19 protein-coding genes are annotated in these 19,638 nt (G+C 62.4%); 12 read left to right on the forward strand and 7 right to left on the reverse strand.

Annotated features, from left to right (window positions below; all coding sequences use genetic code 11):
• Window positions 1-169: 169 nt before the first annotated feature.
• The 4 genes from FW789_RS21520 (at window position 170) to FW789_RS21535 (ending at window position 2,231) form a co-directional block, all read left to right on the forward strand.
• Window positions 170-1,054, forward strand: a complete 885-nt coding sequence (locus FW789_RS21520; protein WP_103437587.1) for an EamA family transporter — start codon at window positions 170-172, stop codon at window positions 1,052-1,054.
• A gap of 53 nt (window positions 1,055-1,107) precedes the next feature.
• Complete coding sequence (locus FW789_RS21525; protein WP_101319930.1) at window positions 1,108-1,428, forward strand: YbjQ family protein; 321 nt, start codon at window positions 1,108-1,110, stop codon at window positions 1,426-1,428.
• A 138-nt stretch (window positions 1,429-1,566) separates the two neighbouring features.
• Window positions 1,567-1,755 carry a hypothetical protein gene (locus FW789_RS21530; protein WP_103437586.1) on the forward strand — a complete coding sequence of 63 codons (189 nt, stop codon included), beginning with the start codon at window positions 1,567-1,569 and terminating at the stop codon, window positions 1,753-1,755.
• A 182-nt stretch (window positions 1,756-1,937) separates the two neighbouring features.
• Complete coding sequence (locus FW789_RS21535) at window positions 1,938-2,231, forward strand: hypothetical protein (protein ID WP_186700937.1); 294 nt, start codon at window positions 1,938-1,940, stop codon at window positions 2,229-2,231.
• A 47-nt stretch (window positions 2,232-2,278) separates the two neighbouring features.
• On the opposite strand, the gene FW789_RS21540 is transcribed toward FW789_RS21535, so the two are convergent.
• Window positions 2,279-2,608: a hypothetical protein gene (locus FW789_RS21540; RefSeq protein WP_446432014.1), complete on the reverse strand. Its 330-nt coding sequence runs from the start codon at window positions 2,606-2,608 to the stop codon at window positions 2,279-2,281.
• Window positions 2,609-2,904: 296 nt separating this feature from the next.
• The gene (gene ampC, locus FW789_RS21545; protein ID WP_446432002.1) at window positions 2,905-4,044 is read right to left on the reverse strand and encodes a class C beta-lactamase; all 1,140 of its coding nucleotides are present in this window, start codon (window positions 4,042-4,044) and stop codon (window positions 2,905-2,907) included.
• A 124-nt stretch (window positions 4,045-4,168) separates the two neighbouring features.
• Between ampC and FW789_RS21550 the strand changes: the two genes are divergently transcribed.
• Window positions 4,169-5,161, forward strand: coding sequence for a bile acid:sodium symporter family protein (locus FW789_RS21550; protein ID WP_446432003.1), 993 nt, complete (start codon window positions 4,169-4,171; stop codon window positions 5,159-5,161).
• Window positions 5,162-5,201: 40 nt separating this feature from the next.
• Here FW789_RS21550 and yghU read toward each other — a convergent pair whose 3' ends face one another.
• Complete coding sequence (yghU, locus tag FW789_RS21555) at window positions 5,202-6,041, reverse strand: glutathione-dependent disulfide-bond oxidoreductase (RefSeq protein WP_186700940.1); 840 nt, start codon at window positions 6,039-6,041, stop codon at window positions 5,202-5,204.
• Between the two features lie 261 nt (window positions 6,042-6,302).
• Here yghU and FW789_RS21560 point away from each other — a divergent pair, with 261 nt between their 5' ends.
• From FW789_RS21560 to FW789_RS21585, 6 genes are read left to right on the forward strand one after another with little or no spacing between them, the layout of a single operon-like run.
• Window positions 6,303-7,154: an STAS domain-containing protein gene (locus FW789_RS21560; protein WP_446432004.1), complete on the forward strand. Its 852-nt coding sequence runs from the start codon at window positions 6,303-6,305 to the stop codon at window positions 7,152-7,154.
• Between the two features lie 3 nt (window positions 7,155-7,157).
• Window positions 7,158-7,520 (forward strand): STAS domain-containing protein, encoded by a 363-nt coding sequence (locus FW789_RS21565; RefSeq protein ID WP_101319914.1) that lies wholly within the window; start codon window positions 7,158-7,160, stop codon window positions 7,518-7,520.
• A complete protein-coding gene (locus FW789_RS21570; RefSeq protein ID WP_101319912.1) occupies window positions 7,517-7,921 on the forward strand; it encodes an anti-sigma regulatory factor in 405 nt (134 codons plus the stop codon). The genes FW789_RS21565 and FW789_RS21570 overlap by 4 nt, the downstream gene beginning before the upstream one ends.
• Window positions 7,912-8,928: an ATP-binding protein gene (locus FW789_RS21575; protein ID WP_411563006.1), complete on the forward strand. Its 1,017-nt coding sequence runs from the start codon at window positions 7,912-7,914 to the stop codon at window positions 8,926-8,928. Before FW789_RS21570 ends, FW789_RS21575 begins: the two co-directional genes overlap by 10 nt.
• On the forward strand, window positions 8,921-9,793 hold the full coding sequence (locus FW789_RS21580) for a sensor histidine kinase (RefSeq protein ID WP_411563007.1): 873 nt from the start codon (window positions 8,921-8,923) through the stop codon (window positions 9,791-9,793). The genes FW789_RS21575 and FW789_RS21580 overlap by 8 nt, the downstream gene beginning before the upstream one ends.
• Window positions 9,783-11,735, forward strand: coding sequence for a response regulator (locus FW789_RS21585; RefSeq protein ID WP_411563008.1), 1,953 nt, complete (start codon window positions 9,783-9,785; stop codon window positions 11,733-11,735). Before FW789_RS21580 ends, FW789_RS21585 begins: the two co-directional genes overlap by 11 nt.
• Window positions 11,736-11,760: 25 nt before the next feature.
• On the opposite strand, the gene FW789_RS21590 is transcribed toward FW789_RS21585, so the two are convergent.
• From FW789_RS21590 to pdxR, 4 genes are all read right to left on the reverse strand, one after another.
• Window positions 11,761-12,864: a sigma-54 interaction domain-containing protein gene (locus tag FW789_RS21590; protein WP_207073489.1), complete on the reverse strand. Its 1,104-nt coding sequence runs from the start codon at window positions 12,862-12,864 to the stop codon at window positions 11,761-11,763.
• Window positions 12,865-12,874: 10 nt separating this feature from the next.
• The gene (locus FW789_RS21595; RefSeq protein ID WP_446432005.1) at window positions 12,875-14,092 is read right to left on the reverse strand and encodes an acyl-CoA dehydrogenase family protein; all 1,218 of its coding nucleotides are present in this window, start codon (window positions 14,090-14,092) and stop codon (window positions 12,875-12,877) included.
• A 225-nt stretch (window positions 14,093-14,317) separates the two neighbouring features.
• Window positions 14,318-16,204: a penicillin-binding protein 2 gene (mrdA, locus tag FW789_RS21600; RefSeq protein WP_186700944.1), complete on the reverse strand. Its 1,887-nt coding sequence runs from the start codon at window positions 16,202-16,204 to the stop codon at window positions 14,318-14,320.
• Window positions 16,205-16,774: 570 nt separating this feature from the next.
• The gene (pdxR, locus tag FW789_RS21605; protein WP_446432006.1) at window positions 16,775-18,277 is read right to left on the reverse strand and encodes a MocR-like pyridoxine biosynthesis transcription factor PdxR; all 1,503 of its coding nucleotides are present in this window, start codon (window positions 18,275-18,277) and stop codon (window positions 16,775-16,777) included.
• Window positions 18,278-18,369: 92 nt separating this feature from the next.
• Here pdxR and FW789_RS21610 point away from each other — a divergent pair, with 92 nt between their 5' ends.
• Window positions 18,370-19,599 carry a benzoate/H(+) symporter BenE family transporter gene (locus FW789_RS21610; RefSeq protein ID WP_446432007.1) on the forward strand — a complete coding sequence of 410 codons (1,230 nt, stop codon included), beginning with the start codon at window positions 18,370-18,372 and terminating at the stop codon, window positions 19,597-19,599.
• Window positions 19,600-19,638: the final 39 nt, after the last annotated feature.

Consider the following 19,638-nt stretch of genomic DNA (forward strand, 5'->3'; position numbering starts at 1 on the left):
GCCCCGCAGATTACGACAGTTGCATGACTGGCAGATGACGGTGCTGGCTCAGCCGTGCTGCGCCAGACTGTAGCGCAACCCTGGCCAGCAACTGTGCGGGTCACGAGCGGCAAAAACCCCTTATGCTGTTACGAAATATGTCTATAACAGTTTGGATAAGGACCTGATGATGCCGCTCAAGGACCTGTTGATCGCTCTAGTGGTGATCATCATCTGGGGAGTCAATTTCGTGGTGATCAAGGTAGGCCTCGATGGCTTGCCGCCGATGCTGTTGGGCGCCTTGCGCTTCTTGCTGGTGGCGTTCCCGGCCGTACTGCTGGTAAAGCGACCGAACCTGCCGTGGCGCTGGCTTATCGCCTATGGCGCGACGATCTCCCTGGGCCAGTTCGCCTTCTTGTTCCAGGCCATGCACAGCGGCATGCCGCCTGGGCTGGCGTCGCTGATCCTGCAGTCGCAGGCGTTCTTCACCCTAGGCTTTGCCGCGCTGTTTCTTGGCGAGCGCTTGCGCCCGGCCAGTGTCCTTGGCTTGCTGGTAGCGGCAGGCGGGCTTATGTTGATCGGCAGTGAGCACAGCAGCCATGTGCCGCTGATTGCGCTGTTGTTGACGCTATGTGGCGGTGCGATGTGGGGCATGGGCAACATCATCACGCGGCGCTTTGGCTCGGTGAATCTGGTGGCGCTGGTGGTGTGGGGCGGGTTGATTCCGCCGCTGCCGTTTCTGGCCTTGTCGTGGATGCTTGAGGGCCCCGAGCGAATCAGTCAGGCGTTGACCCATATCAGCTGGAGTTCAGTGGGCGCGCTGCTGTTTCTGGCGTATGCGGCAACCATGCTTGGCTACACCCTTTGGAGCACGCTGCTGTCGCGCCATCCGGCCGGCAAGGTTGCGCCGTTTTCATTGTTAGTGCCGGTAATCGGCCTGAGCTCATCGGCGTGGTTGCTGGGTGAGCGGCTCAGCGCTATTCAGGGCTGGGGCGCGCTGCTGGTAATGGTCGGCTTGTTGATCAATGTGTTTGGCAGTCGGCTGAGCCAGCGCCTGCGCGCGGCGCTTTGCTAAGATCGCTTCTTTTGCCCCGGCCATGCAGGCCGGGCAGCAGCAGGAGTATGTGCATGATCATCTCTACCACCAGCCAGCTCGATGGCCGTCCGATCGGTGAATACCTGGGCTTGGTCAGCGCCGAATCGGTGCAGGGGATCAACTTCGTCCGCGATTTCTTTGCGCGCTTTCGGGATTTCTTCGGGGGGCGTTCGCAGACCCTTGAAAGTGCATTGAAGCAAGCCCGCGAGCAGGCTACCGCTGAGTTGATCGCCCGCGCGCGGCAGATGAATGCTGATGCAGTGGTCGGCGTGGACTTCGAAATCAGCATGCCCTCGGTGCAGGGCGGCATGGTGGTGGTGTTCGCCACGGGTACTGCAGTCAGGCTCAGATAAGGCTAAATGCCACTGGTCAGTTATGGGTTTTTCGCCCGAGCAGTCCGAGAATGACCGGCTAGTCTCAGTTCAGCAGCCGGGCTTTATCGGGCAAGCGAGGGGCTTGCCGGCGCGGTTAACTGTGCAGGGAGTTGGGCGATGAGCGAAGCCTTTGTCGAAGACCTTAATGACGTGTTTCCGATCAACAATCAGGTGCGCTGCGGGCAAGCGGTGTTTCGCCTGGGTTTTGCCCATATGACCCTGGATGACTCCGAGCAGATGCAGCCGGTGGCGTTGCAGCGCTGCAAGAAAGGGCGGTTCACGCCGCGGATTCCGGCGCGCAAGTAAAACAGTGTCATTGGCAGCGTGCAGCGGTCCCGAGCCAGGAATGCCTACAGGATTTTCGCCCAACGGCACGCTTATGATGAGCTTTGTTGATTTTGCGCAAGTTAACAGTGAGTTGCACTCGCAGATGTAACAATGCTGTGGTCTGCTTGCGCTGTACTTTCACAAAAGGAGGATGGACTGCAATGCGCATCAGGGAAGAAGCCTACCGGCATTGGGCCCAATCACAGCTGCCCAGCCGCAGCCATGAAGAACAACTCAGCGACGGTATTACCATTGACGTGCAGGTCCGCCTGTCACGGCTGGGCGCCACGCAGATGTTCATCGGCATGTACAGCGACAACGGCACAGCATTGCTGGAAGAGTACTATCCGACACGGCCCGGCGAGACGACTACGCGGGCGATGGTGTGGGGTGTCAACCGGGCGCGGGCCATGAGCCTTGACGCTGCGCCGCAGCCGCAGCGGCTACGCGCATGAAAAAGCCCGGCCTTTGCAGGCCGGGCTCAACACCACAGTGAGGCCGCTCAGTTCAGTGGCTCGATCAGCCTGGCTTCTTGCCGCTCACGGGCTGCAGGCCATTCCTGTTGCAGCGTTTCCAGCACGCGGCCAACGAACTCGGTGTCGGCTGCAGCCTTTTTGCCAACAAAGCCCTGGCCGCGACGGTAGACCCTGAAGCTGGCGCAGGTGCTGGGCAGGTGCGCTGCAAATTCGTCTTCAAGGCTGTTCGGCGGCAGACGATCAAGGCGAACCTCGCCAGTCTGGCTGATCCACAGCAGGTGATCGTCAAGGCTGTCCTTGCGTGCAGCGAACAGCTCGGCCAATTGGTCAACAGTCGGTTTGTCGTTCAAATTCATGTTCATCATAAAGCCCCTATTACCCGTCGTTTAGTGATTTCACACTTGGCGCTCTACACATGTAGCGCGCTACCAAGGCTGCTACCGCAGCGTTGCAACAGGGGCTTTTCACATGCTGCCTTTTGGACAGTTCCCTCTCCACGAACGCCTTGCGTTACCGCGCAAGCCGTCTGGACTACCCTTGCCACCGCTCCCGATCAGGGAGACGGCTTAATCATGCCCAACGCCGATCAACGGCGTCAACAGTTTTGTAGTGAATATTTTTCCTCACTACATAATGTCCGACAATCCATCAGTCACTGCCCGGAAAGGATCTGGTAGGCCGCTTCGACACGGGCCTCATTGGGGTAATTGCGGTTGGCAAGCAGGGCGATACCCAGGCCTTTGCTGGGGATAAATGCAACGTAGGCACCGAAGCCACTGGTTGACCCTGTCTTGTTGTACCAAGCGCCAGCAGCGGCGGGGCTGGCCGGGCTCAAGCGGGTTACAGCCTGCGGCTCGCGGACCATACCGGCACCGTTGCCCGCGAGTAGTGTGGGCAGAGTCACGGGATGAGGGTAGCGCTCCCAACCAAGGCCCTGAGTCATGCGGCCCACCTGAAAGTAACCTTGGTGAGTGAGGGCGATGGCTTGCTTGAGTGGTGCAGTCAATTGCTCGGGCTGTACCTGCACGCGCACATAGCGCAGCGCGTCGACGATCGTCGTCTTGATGCCGTAGGCCTCATCAGCGAAGGCGCCGGGCGTGACCCGTACTGGCCGCTGCTGAGCGTCATAACCCTGGGCGTACTGGCTGTGTGCGCTGGCAGGCACCTGCAGGTAGGTGTGGTTGAGGCCAAGCTTTGGCAGCAGCGACTCTTCCATCAACTTCGCGAAGGGCCGCTTCTGCGCGCGCGCTGCCAGGTCGCCAAACAAGCCGAGGCTGGGGTTGGAATAGCAGCGCTGCGTGCCTGGCGCAGCCTTGCGTTGCCATTGCTGGAGGAACACCAGCGCCTGGGCGTCGCTCTCGACGTCATCCGGGAACTGTAATGGCAGGCAGTCGGCGCTATACGCGCCCAGCTCCAGCAGGGTGGCCTGGCCCAACGCCTTGTTGCTCAGCGCAGGTTGATAGCGGCTGGCTGGCGCGGCCAGATCGACTTTACCCTCGGCACTGGCCAGCGCCACCAGTGTCGCGGTGTAAGTCTTGCTCAACGACCCGACTTCAAACAGGGTCTCGCGGCTTACCGGCTGGTGGTCGACCTTGTTAGCTTCGCCATAGGTAAAGATATGTTCTCGGCCATCGGCGAACACAGCAACTGCCATGCCTGGGATCGCGTGTTTTTCCATCAACGGTTTGACCACAGCATCGACCCGAGATTGCAGATCATCAGCAAGGCTGTGCGTACTGGCCAGCGAGCAGGTGAGGCCAAGCAGGGTGAGAAATGTGCGGGAAGTGAGCATGGGGATTCCTGTCTGCAGCGTACGCGGTGTCCGTTGCGCGACACTGGCGGGCGTTCCAGCGTTAGCGCAGATAAGCCGCAGACCTTATCGTCGTGCGCTGCACGATGACAACAAGGAATGAGTAATGAAGTACTTCCGCATGCTGTTCGACAACTTCACCCTGGCCCTGCTCGGCGTGGTGCTGATCGCTACGCTGCTGCCGTGCTCGGGCCAGGGTGCAGTGGTGTTCGGCTGGTTGACCAACCTGGCTATCGGCCTGCTGTTCTTCCTGCATGGGGCCAAGCTGTCGCGCGAGGCAATCATCAAGGGTGCTGGCCACTGGCGTCTGCACCTGCTGGTGTTCTCCTGCACCTTCATCCTGTTTCCGCTGCTGGGGCTGGCGTTCAAGCCGCTGTTCGTGCCGTTGGTAGGCAACGAGCTATACCTGGGCGTGCTCTATTTGTGTGCCTTGCCGGCCACGGTGCAATCGGCAATCGCCTTTACCTCGCTGGCGCGCGGCAACGTCCCGGCTGCGATCTGCAGCGCAGCGGCTTCGAGCCTGCTGGGGATTTTCCTCACCCCGCTGCTGGTGATGTTGCTGCTGGGTGCCGACGGCAATACCGGCTCGGGCCTGGATGCGGTGCTGAAAATCACCCTGCAGTTGTTGGTGCCATTCGTGGCCGGCCAGATCGCTCGGCGCTGGATCGGCGACTGGGTCAAGCACAACGCGCGCTGGCTGAAGATCGTCGATCAGGGCTCGATTCTGCTGGTGGTATACACCGCGTTCAGTGAAGCGGTTGTCACCGGGCTCTGGCACACGGTGTCGCCGCAACATCTGGCCGGCCTGTTCGCCGTGTGCGGGATACTGCTGGCGGTAGTGCTGTTGGGCGTGCGGGTGCTCGGCCGAGCGCTCGGCTTCAGTGTCGAAGACCGCATCACCATCCTGTTTGCCGGCTCGAAGAAAAGCCTGGCTACCGGTGTGCCCATGGCGCAGGTGCTGTTCGTCGGTAGCGGGATCGGCGCGATGATCCTGCCGTTGATGCTGTTCCATCAAATTCAATTGATGGTCTGTGCAGTGCTGGCCCAGCGTTACGCCAGCCGCAAGGAAGAGGTCGAGGGCGAAGCTGCTTCATCCTGAACGTAACTGGCCGGGGCGCAGCCCCGGCACGTATTACTGGTTAATCCAGATCTTGCGCAGAGTGACGCTCTGCAACCTGCGTGGCCTCATCGCCCCAGGTGCGGTTGACCCGCGTGCCGCGTTGTACTGCCGGGCGCTGGGCAATTTCTTCGGCCCAGCGTTGCACGTTGGGGTATTCCTCGACGGCGAGGAACTGCGCCGCGTCATACAGGTTGCCGCGCACCAACTGGCCGTACCAGGGCCATACGGCGATGTCAGCGATGCTGTACTCGTCGCCGCCCAGGTAAGGGCTTTCGGCCAGACGCCGCTCGAGAACATCCAGCTGACGCTTGGCTTCCATGGTGAAGCGGTTGATGGCGTACTCGATCTTCTCCGGCGCATACACATAGAAGTGGCCGAAGCCGCCGCCCAAGTAGGGTGCTGCGCCCATCTGCCAGAACAGCCAGTTGAGTGTCTCGGTTCGTGCGGCTGGGGCGCTCGGCAGCAGCGCACCGAACTTCTCTGCCAGATACAGCAGGATCGAGCCCGATTCAAACACCCGCACCGGTGGCTGTTGGCTGCAGTCAAGCAGTGCCGGGATCTTCGAGTTGGGGTTGACCGCCACAAAACCGCTGGAAAATTGCTCGCCCTCGCCAATGCGGATCAGCCAGGCGTCGTACTCGGCGCCGCTATGGCCGAGTGCCAATAATTCTTCAAGAAGAATGGTCACCTTGACGCCGTTGGGCGTCGCCAGCGAGTACAACTGCAGCGGCTGTTTGCCCTGTGGCAAGGCCTGCTCGTGGGTGGCGCCTGCCACCGGACGGTTGGTGCTGGAGAACTTGCCGGCATTGGCGGGCTCGTTGCGCCAGACCTTGGGCGGTACGTACTGTGGGTTGCTCACAAAGAAATCTCCTCAAATGCGCGGTTTCTGTTAAAAAGCTGACCTATAGATCTATGCCACGGCGGTGTCGTTCAGGGCAATGCCTTGTCGGCATGCCGTGCTGGCCCATGAATGGCAAACATGACCTAGAGTTAGCTGCAGCGCAGCGGGCATACGAGCGATTTATTGCAGTTTTTTCCCAACTATTCATATCCGCGGATGTCATTCAATGCGAAGTGAATGATCGATGGCATCTCAGCAAGTTTTCGGAGTTAACGGCATATGGCAGCACTGCAAGGCAGCACCCTGGAAGCGATCGTCGGCAATCAGCCACAGTTGCTCAATGATTGGCAGGCAGCGCTCGAAGCCAGTGGCGCTTCGCGTAATGTCAAAGAGCACGACCTGCGTCAGCAAAGCCGTGAGTTTCTGCAACTCATCGTAGATGGCTTGCGCCATGAGGGCAGTGCTAACCCAGCGGCTGCGGGCTGGGAAGAAACACGCCGCTTCCTCGACAAACTCTCCGCCAGCCGTGCCCAGCTCGGCCAGGAGTCGCATCAGACTGCCTCGTTCATCTTTTCGCTGAAAGGCCCGCTGTTTGCGCTGCTGCAAACCCAGTATCGCGCTCAGCCAGCCGAGCTTGCCGAACAACTGTGGCAAATTTCCGAGCTGTTCGATGCGTTTGGCCTGCACACCATCCGCACCTATCAAAAGACCCGTGAAGGAGTGATCAAGCGCCAGCAGGAAGAACTGCTCGAGCTGTCCACTCCAGTGGTCAAACTATGGGAAGGCGTGCTCGCGCTGCCATTGATCGGCACACTTGACTCGCACCGCAGCCAGACCGTCATGGAGTCGCTGCTGCAGCGCATTGTCGAGACCGGTTCGGAAATTGCCATCATCGACATCACCGGCGTGCCGACCGTGGACACACTGGTTGCTCAGCACCTGCTCAAGACCGTCACCGCAATCCGCCTGATGGGCGCTGATTGCATCATCAGTGGCGTGCGCCCGCAGATCGCCCAGACCATCGTGCACCTGGGCCTGGACCTGGGCACCCTGACCACCAAGTCGAACCTGGCCGATGCACTGAAACTCGCGCTCAAGCGCCTGGGCACCGACATCGGCGAGCGGGCGTAAACGATGGAGCGTATCCCGATCCTGCAGATGGGCCAGTTTTTGCTGGTGACCATCCAGGTAGACATGCATGACGAGCTGGCGCTGCGCCTGCAGGATGACCTGACCAGCCGCATCGACCAGACCAACGCCCGCGGCGTGCTGATCGACATCTCGGCGCTGGATATGGTCGATTCGTTCATCGGCCGCATGATCGCCACTATTTCCGGACTGTCGCGCATCCTTGACGCCGAGACGGTGCTGGTCGGCATGCAGCCTGCGGTCGCTATCACCCTGGTCGAACTGGGGCTGACCTTGCCCGGTGTCAGCACGGCACTTAACGTTGATCGCGGCATGCACCTGCTGCGCCAGCGGGTAGGCCAGTCATGAACGTCCGCGATAGCGGCAGTCAACCGGTACGCATCGAGCAGGATGTGGTGCTGGCGCGTCAACTGGCGCGCAAGCTGGCCAGCGAATGCGGCATGCGCCTGGTCGACCTGACCAAGATGGTCACCGCTGTCAGCGAGCTGGCGCGTAACACCGTGGTGTATGGCGGTGGCGGCGACATGGACTGGGAGATCATCGACGGCCTTGGCCGGGTGGGTCTGCGTCTGGTGTTTCGTGACGAAGGTCCGGGTATCCCCGATACCAAGCTGGCCCTGACCGATGGCTGGACCTCTGGCAACGGCATGGGTCTGGGCCTGACCGGGGCGCGCCGATTGGTCGACGAGTTCGAGTTGGATACCGCCCCAGGGCAAGGCACTCGGGTGACCATAACTCGATGGACATGACTTTTGCGGCCAGCCTGACCCAGGTGTTGACGCTCGATGACAGCAGCCAGGTGGGCCATGCTCGGCGCACCGTGCAAAAGCTTGCCCAAGACCACGGTTTTGATCAGGCCGACGCAGGCCGTGCGGCGCTGGTTGCCACCGAGCTTGCCAGCAATGTGCTCAAGCATGCCGAACGCGGCGAACTGCACCTGCGTGTCTTGCCGCATGGCGCGGCACATGCACTCGAGCTCTTGGCCATCGATCGAGGCCCTGGCTTTGACGTGCACGCCTGCCTGACGGACAGGTATTCCACAGCTGGTACCCAAGGCATCGGCCTGGGCGCGGTCAGCCGCCAGGCGCAGGTGTTCGATGTGTATGCGGACGAGCGCGGCGCGGCGGTGCTGGCGCGTTTGCATCGTCGCGATGTCAAGGGCGCCGACGTACGCATTGGCGTCAGTCAGCATTCACTGCACAACGATCCAGCCTGTGGCGACACCTGGTATGTCGCCCGCGATCAGCAGCGCCTGAGTGCCCTGGTGGTCGATGGCCTCGGTCATGGCAGCGAGGCTGCCTCTGCCGCCCTGGCGGGCGCTACGGAGTTTGCTCGAACCCCCTTCAGCGAACCCGAACAGTTGCTCGCCGAAATGCACCACGCCATGGGCGGCACGCGCGGCGGCGCGGCGGCGATTGCCCAGTATGACGCTGCAGCGGACAACCTGGCCTTTATCGGTATCGGCAACATCGGTGCGACGCTGGTAGGCGGCGAACGTCCGCGCGGGCTGACCTCGTATCCCGGCATCGTCGGCGGTCAATACCGCAAGGGTCAGGTGTTCAACTACGCTCAGGTACAGGGAAATCTGTTGATCATGTACAGCGACGGGCTGCAATCGCGTTGGAACTTGCAAGCCTACCCGGGCCTGGCCCCGCGCCACCCGGCGATCATTGCTGGGGTTCTGCACCGAGATTTTTGCCGCGGTCGTGATGATGTCACCGTATTGGTCATCGACCTGGAGGCTGCTTATGCCTGAACAGATTCCCGATTCGGCGGAGCAGGCCGCCCTCATCAGCCGCTTGCAAGCCGACAATGAAGCCTTGCGCGACGAGCTTGAAGAGACCAATCAGGGCGTGCTCGCACTGTATGCCGAGCTGGACGTGCAGGCTGAGCAATTGCGCCAGGCATCCGACCTCAAGAGCCGCTTCCTGGCCTACATGAGCCACGAATTCCGCACGCCGCTGGGCTCGATCCTGAGCATCACCAGCCTGCTCGCTGACGAAATCGACGGGCCGCTGAGCAAGGAACAGCAGTTGCAGGTCGGCTTCATCAGCTCGGCGACCCGCGAGCTCAGCGACATGGTCGACGACTTGCTCGACCTGGCCAAGATCGAGGCCGGGCGGATCAATATCTCGCCAGCCTGGTTCGATATGCTCGACCTGTTCGCCGCCTTGCGCGGGATGTTCCGGCCGATCGTCGACATGGGCGCGGTCGACCTGATCTTCGAAGAGCCGCAAGGCTTGCCGCAGCTGTATACCGATGACAAGAAGCTGGCGCAGATCCTGCGCAACTTCATTGCCAACGCCCTGAAATTTACCCTGCGCGGCGAAATCCGCGTGTCGGCCCGTCTGCACGGTACTGACCGCATCCGCTTTGCCGTCAGTGATTCGGGTATCGGTATTGCCTCGGAACTGCTCGTCGCCCTGTTCGAAGACTTCGCCCAGGTCGACTCGCCTTTGCAGAAACGCCTGCGCGGGACTGGCTTGGGCCTGTCCTTGTGTAAACGCTTCGCTGCGCTGCTGGGCGGAGAAGTGGGCGTAGAAAGTGAACCCGGGGTAGGCTCGACGTTCTTTGTAATCATCCCGCTTGCCATCGCCCAGGAGAGCGCCGATGAGCTCTGAGATCCGCCTGCTGATCGTCGACGACAACGCCACCACCCGTTACGCGCTGCGTCGGCGGCTGGCCCTGCACGGCTATCAGGTGCTCGAGGCAGGCACTGGCGGCGACGGCCTGGAGATGATCCGCAATGAACAGATCGATGCGCTGATCCTGGATGTGAACCTGCCGGACATGAGCGGTTTCGATGTCGTGCGCCTGTTGCGCGCCGATCCCGAGACGGCGTTGCTGCCGGTGATCCATGTCTCGGCTGCGTCGATCCTGACCGGCGACATCATTACCGGTCTTGAGGCCGGAGCCGATGCCTACCTGGTGCACCCGGTCGACCCGGATGTGCTGCAGGCGACTCTGCGCACCTTGCTGCGGGTGCGTGACACCGAGCGCGCCCTGCGTGAAAGCGAGGCGCGTTTTCGCGAGATTTTCAGCAACGTGTCGGCGCCGATTGCAGTGCTGGATGCGCAGTTCAAAGTGCACGAGTGCAACCAGGCATTCGCCCAGCTGATTCAGGATAATCAGCAGCCTGAAGTGCTGCTGGAATGCTTCACCCCGGGCCAGGAACTGGCCCTGGCTGCCTTGCGTCGGCACCTGGCAGACGGCGAGCGCTGGCGCGGTACCTTGGGCATGACGGTGAGAGGCCAGTTGCGCGACACCGACTGGCAGTTGTCGCCATATCGCACCCCCGGTTTGTGCCTGGTGTTCGTTGAGGACGTCACCGAGCATCGCCACCGCGAGCGCTCGCACCTGGCCAAGCTCGATGATGCCAACACCCAGCTGGCCCGCGAAGTGGCCCAGCGCGCCCGCACTGAAGCGCAGCTGCTGCAACTGCAGAAGATGGACGCTCTGGGCAGCCTGACTGGCGGTATCGCCCACGACTTCAACAACTTGCTCACCGGGATCATCACCAGCCTCGAGCTGATCCGTAAACGCGTCGGCGAAAACCGCTTGGAAAAAGTGCCCAACTATGCCGATGCGGCGCTGAGCTCGGCGATGAGCGCGGCCTCGCTGACTCATCGTCTGCTGGCCTTTGCGCGGCAGCAGCCGCTGGATACGCATCCGGTCGATGTCAACGAGCGCGTACGTTCGCTGCAAGAGCTGCTGACCCGCACCATCGGTGAACGCATCGATCTGCAGTTGCAGCTGAGCGAGTGCCCGGCGACTGCGCTGGTCGATCCGGTGCAACTGGAAAGCGCCGTGCTCAACCTGGTGATCAACGCCCGCGATGCGTTGATCAAAGGCGGGCATATCTGGGTCACTACCTCCGCAGTGGTGGCCAGTGCCGACCCCAATCTTCAGGATGGCGCTTACATCGCCGTGACGGTACGCGATGACGGCAGTGGTATCGCCCCGGACCTGCTGGAGAAGGTCTTCGACCCATTCTTCACCACCAAACCTTTGGGGCAGGGCACCGGCCTTGGTCTGTCGACCATCTACGGCTTCGCTCGCCAGTCCGGTGGCCATGTCGCGTTGCGCAGTGCCCAGGGGCAGGGCACGGAAGTGACCCTGCTGTTGCCTGCCAGCAACCGCGAAGCGGTCAGCGAGGCGCTGGTGGCCCACGTCGATCAAAGAGGCGCAGGTGAGCACGTGCTGATCGTCGAGGACATGGCTTCGGTACGCCTGTCGGTGGCTGAGGTGATGGCTGACGCTGGCTACCGCTATACCTTGGCGGAAACCATCGAGCAGGCGCTGGACCATCTGCGCAACGACAGCAGTATCGAACTGCTTCTCACCGACGTCGGCCTACCGGGTATCAGCGGTCGCGAGCTGGCTGATATGGCCCGGGTTTACCGGCCAGGCTTACCGGTGCTGTTCATGACCGGCTACGCCGAGACCGCGCTGGATCGGCAGGCGTTTCTCGGCTCGGGCATGGATATGCTGATCAAGCCGTTCCAGATTGGCGAGCTGCTGGACAAGGTCCGTCGTTCCCTCGTGCGGGTCAGCCCAGACTGACCCTGGCTGCAAGCAGGGCTGCAGGTCAGATGGACAAACCCACCACCCGGCTATGCACGCTTTCCTCCTGATTGCGGCGCTTGTTCACCACCAGTTCGCCAATCGCGATCAAGCGGGTGCGCGTGACATTGCGCGACAGCCCCAGCAACTGCGCGGTATGCACCTGGTTGTAGTGACAGAAGTGATACGCCGAACGCAGCAGGGCGTTCTCGACTTTCTCGAACAACTCACCGGACTGCTCCTCAAACAGCCGGCTGAACGCTTGCTCCAGCAGCTCTTCTGCCGAACCACCATGGCTGGCGGCGGCATCCTCCTGGCGCTCCAGGCGCAGGTTGGACATGCGCAGATCCTGCGCCTGGATTTCACCGTTGCCGCAGGTCAGCAGGCTGTGATGGATGACGTTTTCCAGCTCGCGAATATTGCCCGGCCAGCTGTATTCGACCAGCTTGGCCTGCGCGCGTGGGCTGAGCTCGACCGGGCCATAACCCAAGCGTTCGCTGTAGCGGCGGATGAAGTGGCGCACCAGCGGCATGATATCGCCGGGGCGATCGCGCAGAGGGTGCAGCGACAGCGTCACTACGCTCAGGCGATAGTACAGGTCTTCACGAAAATGCCCGGCATTGATGGCTTTTTCCAGCTGCACGTTGGTGGCTGCCAGCACCCGCACATTGATCGGGATGCTCTTGCGCGAGCCTAGCCTGACCACCTCGCGCTCCTGCAATACGCGCAGCAGCTTGACCTGGATCGGCAAGGGCAGGTCGCCGATCTCGTCGAGAAACAGCGTGCCGCCATTGGCTTCCTCGAACCAGCCGGCCTTGGCGGCGAGCGCGCCAGTAAAGGCACCTTTCTCGTGGCCGAACAACTCGGCCTCGACCAGCGACTCGGAAAACGCCCCGCAGTTGACCGCGATGAACGGCCCGTTGCGACGCCTGCTAAGGTCGTGGATATGGCGCGCCACCAACTCCTTGCCCGTGCCGGTCTCGCCGATGATCAGCACGCTGGCCTCACTTGGCGCAACCTGTTGCAAGTGGGCCAGCAGCGCCTGCGACCTGGGGTCTTCGAAGACCTGCGCAGTCGCCCGGATCGAGGTGGCCAGTGACGGTGACGGGGGGAGGGTGAGCAATTGCATGGGCGTGCCTTTAGGAATAGAAGGACGGGACAGGGCGCTTGCCGTTGAGAGCCCACTCGCCGAGCTCGTGGATGCGGTAATCCACGGGGTCGTGCAGGGTTTGCGTGCGCAGGTTGCGCCAATGCCGGTCGAAGCGCAGTGAGGCATGGGTGGCGCGGGCACCGGTGACTTCGAACAGGCGGTTGCAGATATCCAGGCCGTGGCGGGTTGCCGCGACCTTGGCGGTGCCGATGGCCAGGGCGAGGTCGCCGCGTTGCTCTGCACTCAACGCATGCTCCTGCTGCCAGGCAGCATCGAGCTGGTCGGCGGCGCGTTCGATCAGCAAGCGCACGCTTTCCAGGCCCACCCAGAACTCGCCATAATGGCGCAGCACATAAGGGTCTTCGCTGACCTGTGCCGCGCTGGAGCGGAACCAGGGGCGGCTTTCCTTGAAGCTGTACTGGCGCGCTTCTGCAAAGGCGCCTTCGGCGATGCCGAGGAACAGGTTGGCGAAGTGCAACTGAGCAATCAGCGGGCGCAATGCAGCGAATGGCGTGCTCAGCGGGCCAGGGTCGAGCAGTAGTTCGTCTTGCTCGACCCGCACCCGTTCGAAGGTGGCGCTGCCGCTGTCGGTCTGGCGTTGGCCAATGTTGTTCCAGTCGTTGTGCAGGCTGATGCCGGTGCGGGCGCTTGGGATGGCCGCGATCAATAGCTTGCCGCCGGCACGTTCGTCCACGGCCGATGCGATCAGCATCTCAGAATCGCTGGCGCCGGAACAGAAGCTCTTTTGCCCGGAGAACTCGCACCAGCCGTCGAAGTGCTTGACCACGGTGCGGGTGTCCAGAGGGTTGAGGGCGTTGCCCCAGAACCAATGCTTGCGCGCCGTCTGCTCGAACCATGGTTGCCATTGCTCGGGGCGCGAGAACAGGCGCACGGTGGCCAGCATCAAGTGATGGAAGCCGAACACATGGGCAATCGAGCTATCGACCCGGGCGAATTCGCGCACCACTTCGAGCGTTTCGCGCCAGTTGGCGCCCTGGCCGCCATAGGCGGTGGGGATGGTCAGCGCGAGCAGGCCACTGCTGCGCAGGGCGTCACGCTCGCGCTTGGGCGTGCCGCCGCGTTCGTCGCGCTCGACTGCGGTTTGAGCAAACTGCTCAGCCAGCTCGCGGGCAATGCCAAGGGCCGAAGAGCGAGCGGGGTGGGCAATACCGCCGGCCAGGGCAGCGTTGTCGAGCGGGTTGCTCATGTGCGAGTCTCCAGGTCAATTGAGTGGGGGACTTTGCTTGAGCAATCGTCGAGGCTGTTGGGGCTTGCTGTTGATGGGGTGCTGCGCTGCAGACAGTTGGCCAGCTGTTGGCGGCTGTACAGTGCAGACAGTTATAGAAGAACTGGGTTTATTTAAAAAGGAATAAGAAAGAATACTCTTATTCCTTTAAAGGGGTTCTGTATGCGTGGCCGTCTGCGCAGCGAGTCAGGAATGCGGCGAAGCGTGCTCACCACCGGCATATTCGGGCTTCAGATGGCCCTGGCTGTCCAGCAGCCAGGCATCCATCACCTCGCGCACCACCGGCCCGGCGACGCGGCCGCCGGCTTCGCCATTTTCGATCATCACCGCCACCACAATCGAGGGATGCTCGGCAGGGGCGAAACCGACGAACAAGGCATTGTCGCGGTGCCGCTCCAGGGTCTTGTTGCGGTCGTAGCGCTCGCCCTGACGAATCGCCACTACCTGCGCGGTACCGCTCTTGCCGGCAATCCGGTACTGGGCGCCAGCCGCCGAGGCGCGGGCGATGCCGCGCGGGTCGTGCATGACCATCTGCATGCCCTGGCTGACTTGGTCCCACGCGCGCTTGTCGTGCAGGACGATATCCGGCATCGGGTGCGGATCCCGCGGCGGCTCGCCACCAATGCTCCGGGCCAGGTGCGGGCGGTGCCACACGCCTTTGCTGGCGAGCAGGCTGGTGGCCTGGGCCAGCTGCAACGGGGTGACCTGCATGTAGCCCTGGCCAATCCCCAGGATCAGCGTTTCACCGGGGAACCACGCCTGACGGCGAGTCGCGCGCTTCCATTGCTGCGACGGCATCAGCCCGGCGGCTTCCTCGAACATGTCCAGGGAGACCTTCTGGCCGAGGCCGAACTCGGCCATGTAGTCATGCAGGCGGTCGATGCCCAGCTTGTGCGCGAGGTCATAGAAGTAGGTGTCGTTGGAGCGCATGATCGCGGTGTACATGTCTACCCAGCCATCGCCGCTGCGGTTCCAGTTGCGGTACTTGTGGTCGTAGTTGGGCAGCTCGTAGTAGCCGGGGTCGAACACCCGGTTGGCGGGCGTCATTACGCCGCTGTCGAGGCCGGCGATGGCCACCTCCGGTTTGATCGTCGAACCCGGCGCATACAAACCGCGCAGCACCCGGTTGAACAGCGGCCGGTCGATCGAATCGCGCAGCGCGGCGTATTGCTTGAAGCTGATGCCTTTGACGAACAGGTTAGGATCAAAGCTTGGGTTGCTGACCATCGCCAGCACATCGCCGGTGGCGGGGTCGAGCGCCACCACCGAGCCACGGCGATCGCCCAGGGCTTTTTCGGCGGCCTGCTGCAGCTGCACGTCAAGGCTGAGGATGATGTCCTTGCCCGGGATCGGGTCCTGATGGCGGAGCACGCGCATGACCCGGCCCTGGGCGTTGGTCTCGACCTCTTCGTAGCCGACATGGCCGTGCAACCGATCCTCGTAGAAGCGCTCGACGCCAGTCTTGCCGATCGACTGGGTACCGCGGTACTCGGTGCTGTCGAGGGTCTTGGCTTCCTTCTCGTTGATCCGGCCGACATAGCCCACCGAGTGCGCAAAGTGCTCATTGAGCGGGTACTCACGGATAAACTGCGGCTCTACATCAAGCCCCGGCAGGCGGAACTGATTGACGGCAATCAGAGCGATCTGTTCTTCGCTCAGGCCCACCATCAAGGTCACCGGTTCGAACGGTTTACGCCCACGGCGCAGATCCTTGTTGAACTGCTGACGGTCGTCGTCGGCCAGGCCGAGGATCTGCGTCAGACTGTCGAGCACCTTGGCTGAATCGCCAGCGCGCTCGCGGGTCATGGTCAGGTTGAAGCTGGGCTTGTTGTCGGCCAGCACGACGCCGTTGCGGTCGTAGATCAGGCCGCGCTCGGGCGCGATCGGCAGGACGTGCACGCGGTTGTTTTCGGAAACGGCGCTCTGCTGGTCGTGCTGCAGCACCTGCAGCACGTACAGGCGAGCGATCAGCACCGCAACGAGGCTGCAGGTCAGCACGGCGCAGACCAACAGGCGGCGGTTGACCAGCTGCTTTTCCTGTTCGTGATCCTTGAGGGGGATGGGTTGGGGCATGCGCGTTCTTCGGGGTGGAGAGGTCACCGGGTCGGCGATGCTACGCAAGCACCCGCTGCTGCTCAAGCAAACCGCCCCCGGCGAGCCTGCCCGGATGGCCCGTCAGCCCCGGCAGCACTGAGCCGCAGCCTTGCATGAATATTCATTCATGTGACTCATCAGGGCACGGCTTGCTGCACTGCTACTGCATGGCGTGCTCGTCTGATCGAGGCCTCTTGCAACAGGGTCATCACCCGGTATCGGACTTCTGCCCCAGGTAGCCACAGCGCACTGGGTCAGCCACCTGACATCATGGCGCTGGCGGAGCTGTTCCAGGTGTTGCCACAGCTGTTTGGTGTCGGCTAAGTCGAGCTTGGCCTGGCCTTGAGCGTCTTTAACACCGCCAAGGGTGTGTACCGAAAAAGCCTTGCCCATGTGCGCCGGGTCGATGCCTTGCGCAAGCGCCTCTGCTGCTCAAGTCAATGCTGCGCTGAGCAGCGCCGTTGGGCACGCATGTTAATCAGCTTGTGGTCGCGTCTGGCAGTCCGATTTCAGCCGAATAACCAGACCACTCCGGGCTTGGCGGCAGGCTTATTGGCTTCTCAAAGCCTTGGCCAAACAAGACATGGCCGTCTCGATTTCATGCTCGGTCAGGGACGAGTAACCTAGCAGCCAGCCTTGCTGCTTGTGCTCGCCCGCGTAGAGCCGGCTCAGGCCAGGCAACTGCACGCCGGCGCTGGCCGCTACGCGGATGGTGTCCTGCTCGCTCCAGCCCGCCTCGAGCAGGCAGGGAATCTGCAGCCCGCCTTGCGGGTGCAGGGCGGTGGCAATGCCTGGCAGGTACCTGGCGATGGCATCGAGCATGTACAGGCGGCGCCGGCTGTAGAGTTTGCGCATGGCGCGCACGTGGGCGTTGTAATGGCCGTCTTCCATGAAGCGCGCCAGGGTCAGTTGCAGGATCTGCGGGGTATGCCCGTCGATGATGCTGCGGGCGCAGGCAAACGGCTGCACCAGTTGTTCGGGCAGGATCATGTAGCCCATGCGCAGGCCGGGGAACAGGGTCTTGCTGAAGGTGCCGAGGTAGATCGAGCGCTGGTAGCGGTCCAGCCCTTGCATGCAGGCGGTGGGCAGCCCGTCGTAGTGAAACTCGCTGTCGTAGTCGTCCTCAATGATCCATTTGCCGTGCTCGGCCGCCCAGCCGAGCAGCTCCAGCCGGCGCGCCAGCGGCAGGGTGGCGCCGGTGGGGTATTGATGCGACGGCGTCACGTACAGGCAATTGGCACCGCTGCGATCGGCACGCAGCAGGTCGATGCGCACGCCTTGTTCATCGACGTCGATCGGCACGACCTTGGCCTCGGCCGCTTCGAAAGCTTTTTTCGCGCCAAAATAGCCGGGGTTCTCCAGCAGGATGGGTTTGCCCGCGTCTACCAGCAACTGCGCGCACAGGAACAACGCTTGGCGGGTACTGCTCAGCACCAGAATTTGCTCGGGCTTGCAGTTGGCGCCGCGCTCAAGGTTGAGGTACGTGGCGATGGCCTTGCGCAGCGGCTCGGCACCCTGCGGGTCACCATGCAGCAAGACGTTGCCGCGGTAGTCCTTCATGACCTGGCGTTGCAGGCGCTCCCAGGTCTCAGTGGGGAAGCTGCGGGTTTCCGGCAGGCCTGTAGCGAAGGCCTTGATCGCCTGCTGGTCATGGATGCCGCCGCTAGCGAGGATCTGCTGGCCGCGCTGGCTCAGCCCGGCCGCTTGCGTGGCGGCTTGAGCACGGCGTGCGTCGCGTTGCTGCATGCGCCGGCGAGCGGCGCCATGCAACTCGCTGCCCAGGGTTTGCGCGACGTAGCTGCCGGCGCCGCCGCGGCGGTTGATGTAGCCATCGCGCTGCAACTGCACATAGGCGTTTTCGACGGTGTCGCGGGCCACGCCGAGCGAGCGCGCCAGCACTCGCGTGGCGGGCAGCTTCAGGCCGGCACTCAGCGAGCCTTCGAGAATCAGTGCACGCAGTGCGCGCTGGATTCGCTGGTGCAGATCGAGAGTGGCAAATTCGCTGTCGGCCAAGCGCATCTGCAGAGTTTCGAGTTCGAACGTTTTTGCCATGTGGTCTGCCCTGACTGCATGAATTGGCCTGAAGCGGCAGGCCAGTCTATCCGTAGACTCTGCGCCTCGCCACTGCCTGGAGCTTGTTCACCATGTCACTCAATGCCTCTCGCTGGTCGCTGCGCCCGAGCGATCTGCTGCACCCGATCATCGCCGGTCTGGTATCGGTCATCGTCAACTATGGCGGCACCTTCATCCTGGTGTTCCAGGCGGCCAAGGTGGCCGGCCTGAGCCCTGAGCTGACGGCCTCGTGGGTCTGGTCGGTGTCGATTGGCGTGGGCATTACCGGGATGTACCTGAGCTGGCGCTATCGCGCACCGATCATCACCGCCTGGTCGACCCCGGCTGCGGCGTTTCTGGTCGTTGCGCTGGCAACTACGACTTATGCCGAAGCGGTAGGCGCCTACATGGTCTGTGCCGCGGCCTTCGTGCTGCTGGGCTGTTCCGGCTGGTTCGACAAGGTCATCGCGTTGATTCCACCAGGAGTAGCAGCAGGGCTGCTGGCCGGGATTTTGCTGCAGTTTGGCATTGGTGCGTTCAGCAGCGTCAGCATCGATCCGCTGCTGGCCGGGCTGCTGATTGGCTGCTACCTGCTGCTCAAGCGCTTCACTGCGCGTTATGCAGTGGCCGGCATTCTGCTGCTGGGGTTGAGCTTTTTGCTGGTGCAGGGCCGGCTTGACCTGTCCGGCCTGCACTGGCAACTGACCGAGCCGGTGTTCACCGCGCCGCAGTTCTCGCTCAATGCGCTGCTGAGTGTGGCTTTGCCGCTATTTCTGATCACCCTGACCGGGCAGTACATGCCGGGCATGCTGGTGCTGCGCAACGATGGCTACGACACTAGCGCCAGCCCCATCGTGACGGTGACCGGGCTGGGTTCGCTGTTGATGGCGCCGTTCGGCTCGCATGCGTTCAACCTGGCAGCGATCACTGCAGCCATTTGCACCGGCAAGGAAGCCCACGAACAGCCGTCCAAGCGCTGGATCGCCGGCATTGCCGCTGGTTTGCTGTATGTGTTGGTAGGGGTGTTCGGGGCGACCCTGGCGGCGCTGTTCATGGCCTTGCCGGCAAGCTTCATCACCACCCTGGCCGGGCTGGCCTTGCTGGGCACCATCGGCGGCAGCCTGGCCAGCGCGACCGCCGATGCGAAAACCCGTGAAGCGGCGTTGATCACCTTTCTGGCCGCTGCCGCCAACATTACCTTGCTGGGTATCGGCGGTGCGTTCTGGGGCTTGCTGATTGGTCTTGCTGCGCATGCGCTGCTTAATGGGTTCAAAAACACCGATGCGCGCGCCTTGGGGAGCAAGGCTGCGGTCACTCGCTGACGGCTTTGCCGTAGGCCAACCTGAACAGCGCTGCCGCGC

The organism is Pseudomonas sp. 1121_17, assembly GCF_052850745.1.

Excerpts from the sequence above, each read along its gene's own strand:
- FW789_RS21535 (WP_186700937.1), top strand. The coding sequence starts at position 1,938 with ATGCGCATCAGGGAAGAAGCCTACCGGCATTGGGCCCAATCACAGCTG.
- FW789_RS21585 (WP_411563008.1), top strand. The coding sequence starts at position 9,783 with ATGAGCTCTGAGATCCGCCTGCTGATCGTCGACGACAACGCCACCACC.
- mrdA (WP_186700944.1), bottom strand. The coding sequence starts at position 16,204 with ATGCCCCAACCCATCCCCCTCAAGGATCACGAACAGGAAAAGCAGCTG.
- FW789_RS21590 (WP_207073489.1), bottom strand. The coding sequence starts at position 12,864 with ATGCAATTGCTCACCCTCCCCCCGTCACCGTCACTGGCCACCTCGATC.
- FW789_RS21575 (WP_411563006.1), top strand. The coding sequence starts at position 7,912 with ATGGACATGACTTTTGCGGCCAGCCTGACCCAGGTGTTGACGCTCGAT.
- FW789_RS21520 (WP_103437587.1), top strand. The coding sequence starts at position 170 with ATGCCGCTCAAGGACCTGTTGATCGCTCTAGTGGTGATCATCATCTGG.
- FW789_RS21540 (WP_446432014.1), bottom strand. The coding sequence starts at position 2,608 with ATGAATTTGAACGACAAACCGACTGTTGACCAATTGGCCGAGCTGTTC.
- ampC (WP_446432002.1), bottom strand. The coding sequence starts at position 4,044 with ATGCTCACTTCCCGCACATTTCTCACCCTGCTTGGCCTCACCTGCTCG.
- FW789_RS21525 (WP_101319930.1), top strand. The coding sequence starts at position 1,108 with ATGATCATCTCTACCACCAGCCAGCTCGATGGCCGTCCGATCGGTGAA.
- FW789_RS21530 (WP_103437586.1), top strand. The coding sequence starts at position 1,567 with ATGAGCGAAGCCTTTGTCGAAGACCTTAATGACGTGTTTCCGATCAAC.
- FW789_RS21570 (WP_101319912.1), top strand. The coding sequence starts at position 7,517 with ATGAACGTCCGCGATAGCGGCAGTCAACCGGTACGCATCGAGCAGGAT.
- FW789_RS21565 (WP_101319914.1), top strand. The coding sequence starts at position 7,158 with ATGGAGCGTATCCCGATCCTGCAGATGGGCCAGTTTTTGCTGGTGACC.
- FW789_RS21580 (WP_411563007.1), top strand. The coding sequence starts at position 8,921 with ATGCCTGAACAGATTCCCGATTCGGCGGAGCAGGCCGCCCTCATCAGC.
- FW789_RS21610 (WP_446432007.1), top strand. The coding sequence starts at position 18,370 with ATGTCACTCAATGCCTCTCGCTGGTCGCTGCGCCCGAGCGATCTGCTG.
- FW789_RS21560 (WP_446432004.1), top strand. The coding sequence starts at position 6,303 with ATGGCAGCACTGCAAGGCAGCACCCTGGAAGCGATCGTCGGCAATCAG.
- pdxR (WP_446432006.1), bottom strand. The coding sequence starts at position 18,277 with ATGGCAAAAACGTTCGAACTCGAAACTCTGCAGATGCGCTTGGCCGAC.
- FW789_RS21550 (WP_446432003.1), top strand. The coding sequence starts at position 4,169 with ATGAAGTACTTCCGCATGCTGTTCGACAACTTCACCCTGGCCCTGCTC.
- FW789_RS21595 (WP_446432005.1), bottom strand. The coding sequence starts at position 14,092 with ATGAGCAACCCGCTCGACAACGCTGCCCTGGCCGGCGGTATTGCCCAC.